Source organism: Rhodococcus sp. 852002-51564_SCH6189132-a (assembly GCF_001665495.1).
Lineage (GTDB): Bacteria > Actinomycetota > Actinomycetes > Mycobacteriales > Mycobacteriaceae > Rhodococcus > Rhodococcus pyridinivorans.
Window position 1 is genome coordinate 43117 of sequence record NZ_LZMJ01000044.1, and the last position, 6000, is coordinate 49116.

Genomic DNA, 6000 nt, shown 5'->3' on the forward strand with positions numbered 1-6000 from the left:
AGCTATTCGAGGTCCGCCGCTTGCATTCACCCCCTTTTTATGATGCGCTCGAGCTGACTCCCGGCGTATTCGCATGAACCGAACGACTGGCTGTGCGCGCACCGGGGAGGATGGCACGAAGTGTGGACCGCCTCGGCCCCGTTGTGATGGCGAATCTGCGAGTTCTCGGAGGTGTGCGCCGCAGCGGAGGGATCGTCCCAACGGTAACGACGTCACTCGAGAGCATCACAGTGTCCGACACGAACCATTGACGACTCCCCGCGATGGTGCACACGCCCTGCTGACGCATCGCGGTGCCGGCGAGCTGTGGTCCGGGGTGGGTCGGTGGACCTGATGGTGCCGCTGGCCGGAGTTGTCGCCGGCGCGAGACCGGCGACGAGAAAGTCAGGCCGTCCCTGGCGCCGTCCTACCGGCACGGGCATGCCGTGCGACCCGGGCGCGGTTCCCGCACACCGGTGAGCACCACTCTCGCCGAGGATGGGACTTGACGAAGAAGAGGATGCATCCCGGCGCGGGGCATGCCCGCACCTGGCCGATCAGATCCGGCATCAGCAGTCGGCACGCGTCGGACGCGACTTCGCCGAGCGCGATCAACCACGGATCGTCGACCTGCCACCGCCGCGTCACCACTACAGGGTTCCCGGGTGAGATTTCCAGGCGAGATGCGCTGTAGCGGCTGAATCCGTTGATGACCGCGAGGGACTCGCCGTTGGGTACTGCGTGCTCGACAACGGACTGCAGGCAGCTGCGTAGCGCCTCGCGCAGCGAGAGGAACTGTTCGTGGGTGCGCGGGGTGCAGGCTCGTTCCACGAGAACCGCGGGTAGTTCATCACTGAACTGACCGGCATGTTCGCTCGCCCAGGCGGTGAGCTGGTCCGTGGTGGTCAGTGCGTCGACACGATGCCCCCGGAGTCCTCCGTCGATGTAGGTGGTGTTCACCAATTCCAGGGCGAGGGGTTCTCCGCTCAGAGGTGCAGTCGGGGAGGGATGGGGCTGTCGCGTCATAGAACTAATGGTATCCCCGTTTGACTTGCGTTAGATCTCGTGCTGCGATACCTAACTAACGGCCAAGCAATACACATCCATTAGCTTAGGGGGGATTCATGGACAGGTCCGTACTGCACAGCCGCTGGGGCACACGCATCACCGCAGTGGCGTTCATATCGCTGACCGGCGCCTTCGGACTGAATCTGGCAATCGGCCAATTCATCCCGCCCTTGATGGGGCACTTCGGGTGGTCACTCGCAGCCACGAGCGGCACCGTCGCAGCGAGCACCCTCATGTGGGGGCTGGCCCAGCCGGTCATGGGCCGGCTCATCGACCGGTCGGGTCCACGAACGGTGATGACCGCCAGCGCCGCGCTGATGGGCCTGGCTTACCTTCTTCTCGCGGCCATCACCGAGTTCTGGCAGTTCGTCCTGCTCTTCGGAATCATCGTCGCGATCGGATTCGCCGGCTGCAGCTCGATGCCCGCATCGGTCCTGGTGACGCGATGGCACGTACGCCGGCGCCCTCAGGCACTGGCGATCAGCTCGATGGGCATCAACGCCGGCCAACTACTGCTACTTCCGCTCGCAGGAGTCCTGATCTCCACGTTCGGATGGCAAACCGCCTTCGCGATCCTCGGCTGTGTGATGCTCGCCATCGTCGTTCCGGTCACCTGGTTCGGCGCCCGGAATGACCCCGGCGATGTGGGACTGGAAACGGAGAAAACCCCCGTTCCGACGCTCGCTGCAACCAGCCTTCATCAAGCACTGAAAGATCCTCAGTTCTGGCTGATCGGCCTCAGCTTCGCGGGATGCGGTTATTCGCTCTACATGTTCACCACCCACATGCCGAAACTCGCGGTGGAGCTGGGGCTCGGGACCTCTGCCGCCGGATGGCTGATGGCGCTCGTCGCAGTGTGCAGTGCTGCCTCGATGTGGGCTACCGGTCAATGGGCCGCCAAACGGTGGGGCAAGCGCCGCCCCCTGCTGGCATTGCATCTCGTACGCGTCGTGAGCTTCCTCGTGTTGGCTTTCGCCGGCACCGGACAGCTCCTCACCGTTGCCGTCGTCCTTTTCGGGCTGTCCTCGTTCCCCGTGATCCCGCTGACCACAGGATTGATCGCGGATCGCTTCGGTGGCACCGCCATGGGCGGGATTCTCGGCTCGACCTGGCTGATCCATCAACTGTTCGCTGCGCTCGGTGTGCTGATGGGTGGCGTGCTCCATGATGCCACCGGCAGTTATGGCATCTCTTTCCTCAGCGGCGCTGCGGTCCTGCTCGTGTCAACCGTCCTGACCTGGCTCATTCGAGAGCAGCGAGTAGCAGCACCGCAGCCGGCGATGCAGCCGAGCTGAGCTCCATCATCGATTCGGCAATCTGTCAATGGACGATCGATTTCGGGAAGCGCTTGCACATACGGCACTTGCACATACAACGTTTTATCGTTGTCCCGGAGCGACAGGCGGGGCCACCAACCCGACCTCGATGGTGCCCGGTGTACCTCCGGGCAGGTTCAAGAAATGTTCCCTGTGCCAGTTGTGCGGTCGGTTCTCATGGAACGGGCCACGCGTACTCGATTGCCGCAGATGTCACTGGGAGGCCACTTCGGTCCCGAGGTCGATGCCGCGTGTCTGGCCGAAGAGCCGGCGGTCGACCGCTGGGAGGCGGGCATCGAATATCCGAGTTGGGAGCAGACCGTCGCGCTGGCCCGCTTCCTCGATGTGCGGGTGCGCGATCTGGCCCACCCCGACGCCGAGCCCGGCACCACGAGGTCCGTGTCCACGACTCAAGATTTCGGGCCTGGCGATCCTGTCCTTCGAGCCTGCGGCCGTCTCAGCGGTCACAGCAGGTGCCGGCGCCACCGAGCGCACCGCACACGGCGATCACCCCGATGCCTGAACCGGATTCCGGAGCGGACCGGAGACATACGCGTTGACCTGGCCCGACGGCATGTCCCCGCGCTGCACTGATGACATGCCGCCCTGCGGTGGGGTGGACGACATCGCCACCGGGGAACTATTTGGTCCGATGCAACGGCCGGTGCTGCAATCGCAGGTGTAACTGCGGTCGGCCCGCACGAAGCGGTCCCTCCACATCTCACGAAGTCCGTGAGGTCTGGTAGGGGTGTTCGCTACTGATGGAACCTCGGCGTCCGCTTCCGGCGGAGCAGCTGGGAGATTGAATTTCACGATGTCGAGAAGGGTGTCGCCAGGAAGACCCGGATAGCGCTGGTCCAGGGCTGCGTGAAGTGATTCGAGGCAATCGATGTCGCTTGCCAGGTTGATGGGACGACCTGATTGCCAGAGGGTAGGGACCACCATGGCGCGCTATTGAGGATGCGCGTTGTCGATGCCGGCGTCAACTGTTCCGGGCCGGGTGCGTTGACGATAGGACGGCCCTTCGACGACGAGGGTGTGGGCGCTGGAGGTCAGCCGGTCGATTGTGGATTGGGCAAGAAGGGTGTCTGCGGTCATCGTCAGCCACTCCGACGGCTCCCGATTGGATGTCACGATCGTGGTCTTCTTCTTGTGTCGTTCGACGATGAGTTCGTAGAAGTCGTTGGTTTCGGTGGCGTCGAGCGGTCGCAGCGCGAAGTCGTCGATGATGAGGACGTCGATCGCGGTCAACCGGCGGATCTCGGCGTCGACGGTGTCATCCAATCGGGCTGCGCGGAGCCGGGTGAACAGCTTGTCGAGCGTGCGAACAGAACGCTGTGCCGCCAACGAATCGCCATGTGCCCTAATGCTGTCGCCAGGTGAGTCTTGCCGACCCCGACCGGGCCGAGGACGATCGCGCACTGCTGGTTGTCGAGGAACCGCAACGAGGTCAGATCCCCGAGGAGTGTCCGGTCGTAGCGCAGATCGTCGAGTGCATTCCAGGTATCGAACACCATCGCCGGATCGAGTCCTGCTTTGGTGGCTCGCATTGTCGCCGAACGTGATTCACGCCGGTTCACCTCGTCGGCGAGGAGCACTTCGAGGAACCCGATGTGGCTGAGCTTGTGTTGACGGGCCAGAGCGGCGCGTTCGGGCAGTGTGTCGGCCAACGCCCCGAGTTGGAGGGCTTTGAGCAGGCGGATCATGTCGGTGCCGACAGGTTCGGTGGCTATGGTGCGAGCATTGGCGTTCGTTAGTGGGTCTCCGCGTTCTCGGCATTGTCGCCGACGACTGACAGTGCAGGTGCATTTGCGGCAGTGTTGAGTTCGGAAGGATCACGTGAGAATCGTGATGCATTGTGTCCGAATGCTTTCGGAAGATCCGGCGAGGTCTTTTCGGTGGCGCGTTCGACCATCGAAGCGATCTTGGTGACCGAGACGACGTCGAGGTCGAGCGACAGGGAGCAGGCCTGCTCGACCCGTTCGGCTCCGTAGCGGCGGACCAGTCCTTGCAGACGGTAGACGCTGCGGATCCTCGTCCACGGCAGCGGATCGTCGAGGATGCGTTCGGCGTAGATCCCGATGTTCGGCCCGTGCGCGGTGCACTTCGCGATCAGGGAGGTGACATCACGCAGCGCGTAGTCGGACTTGTGTTCGGGCAGGTCAGCACGGTCGGTGCTCCGGCCACCAGGTGGGGTGCGGGGGTGGATCTTCACCAGGGTCCCGCGGTGATAGAACTTCACCAGTTCAGTGTCGGCGCGCACCGACAGCGTCGATCCGATCCACTGGTGCGGCAACGAATACAACGCCCGCCCGATTTCTGCGTGGAGATCACGGTGCACTTTCACGTCCTTGAAGACTGGCACATCGTAGACCGCCGGCATCGGCAACAACATGGGTCGTTCGGCGGTGCCGAAGACCTCCAGCGGCCGTGCACAGGTGGTGCCGTGGATACGCATGCCCGCAGTGTGGATGCACCAGCGGACAACGGACTCTTGAGCTTCGGCAAGATCAGTGAAGTGTTCACCGGCCAAGAAGTTTCCGCGCACGTACTGCACGATGCGTTCGACACGGGGTTTGTCCTTCGGTGACCGCACCCGGGCAGGATCGGTGATGAATCCCACGTGGCTGCTGTAGTCGAGCCACCCCTCGCTGAAACGCGGGGTGATCGGGTCCGCCGCGGTCGTGACGACGGGTTTGAGGTTGTCCGGGATCAAGACCGCGAAGGCCCCGCCGAAGAGCGTCCATGCCGCCTCGCATCCGGCGATCACCGCCGCCAGCGTCTGCGAGTAGGTCAGCCACACGAACATGTGCCGGCTGTACACGGCGGTGAAGATCAGGGCATGAACTTTCCGGGCCCGACCGTCTTCGGGGTCGGTGAGCATCCCCAGATACCCGAAGTCGACTTGGCATTCGACACCCGGATCTCCGTCGACGACCCGAACGGTGAGGTCCTTGCGGCCGAATCCGCACCGCTCGGTAGCGAAGCGGTGCAGCGTCCGATAGGGCACCACACAGCCTTGACGGGCGAGGAGCACTTCGATTTTGGTGATCGTCAGTGGCTTCCGACCATCGTCTCCTGCCACCCACCTGGTGATCTGCTCCTCATGCGCAAGCAACTGTTCCCACGCCGCCCCGTGGCCGCGAGGCCGGTCGGGCCGCACGGTATCGACGACCGCAGCGATCAACTCGTCGTCGATGTCGGCTGCAGTGCCGCCCCTCGTCAACCCGGCAACCTGGGCGGCGTCGACGTAGCGTCGGACGGTTTTGCGGTCCACCCCGGCATGCCCTGCGATCGTGCGCAGCCCAGGCGCCGGCAGAGCGGCCGTCCCGAGCCACAATCGCAGTACTTCTCTGATCTCGTTCACACTGATCTCCCGAAAAGCCATGCCCGTCGAACCTCCGTGACCTCGATTGAGCTGTCACAGACGATCGAACGAGCAAATGACGAGACCACCGGCAAGGCGCGCCGGTGGTCCCATAACTGGCAATCCAGGTGGTCCCATCACCCTGGCAGAATCAGCTCACACTGGTCCCATCCTCATGGCAGACCACAGTGCGGGGACTGCTGCACGGATAGGTGACATCTGATCTGTGGTGCCGCAAGGCACTGCTGGAAGGATGTGCCCTGTGCCGAA

At 63.5% G+C, this 6000-nt stretch carries 3 protein-coding genes and 1 pseudogene; 1 reads left to right on the forward strand and 3 read right to left on the reverse strand.

Translation table 11 applies throughout. The features are described 5' to 3' along the window. Positions 1-384: 384 nt before the first annotated feature. Positions 385-1005 (reverse strand): CGNR zinc finger domain-containing protein, encoded by a 621-nt coding sequence (locus A5767_RS10960; RefSeq protein WP_230826424.1) that lies wholly within the window; start codon positions 1003-1005, stop codon positions 385-387. A gap of 98 nt (positions 1006-1103) precedes the next feature. Here A5767_RS10960 and A5767_RS10965 point away from each other — a divergent pair, with 98 nt between their 5' ends. Continuing rightward, the gene (locus tag A5767_RS10965; protein ID WP_006551236.1) at positions 1104-2342 is read left to right on the forward strand and encodes an MFS transporter; all 1239 of its coding nucleotides are present in this window, start codon (positions 1104-1106) and stop codon (positions 2340-2342) included. A gap of 972 nt (positions 2343-3314) precedes the next feature. On the opposite strand, the pseudogene istB reads toward A5767_RS10965, so the two are convergent. Both istB and istA read right to left on the reverse strand, forming a co-directional pair. Then, positions 3315-4069: pseudogene (gene istB, locus A5767_RS10975) on the reverse strand (IS21-like element helper ATPase IstB). 47 nt (positions 4070-4116) lie between these two features. Continuing rightward, positions 4117-5751, reverse strand: coding sequence for an IS21 family transposase (gene istA, locus A5767_RS10980; RefSeq protein WP_064852303.1), 1635 nt, complete (start codon positions 5749-5751; stop codon positions 4117-4119). Positions 5752-6000 lie beyond the last annotated feature (249 nt).

Coding starts and splice junctions, on each gene's coding strand:
- istA (WP_064852303.1), bottom strand. CDS start 5,751: ATGGCTTTTCGGGAGATCAGTGTGAACGAGATCAGAGAAGTACTGCGA.
- A5767_RS10965 (WP_006551236.1), top strand. CDS start 1,104: ATGGACAGGTCCGTACTGCACAGCCGCTGGGGCACACGCATCACCGCA.
- A5767_RS10960 (WP_230826424.1), bottom strand. CDS start 1,005: ATGACGCGACAGCCCCATCCCTCCCCGACTGCACCTCTGAGCGGAGAA.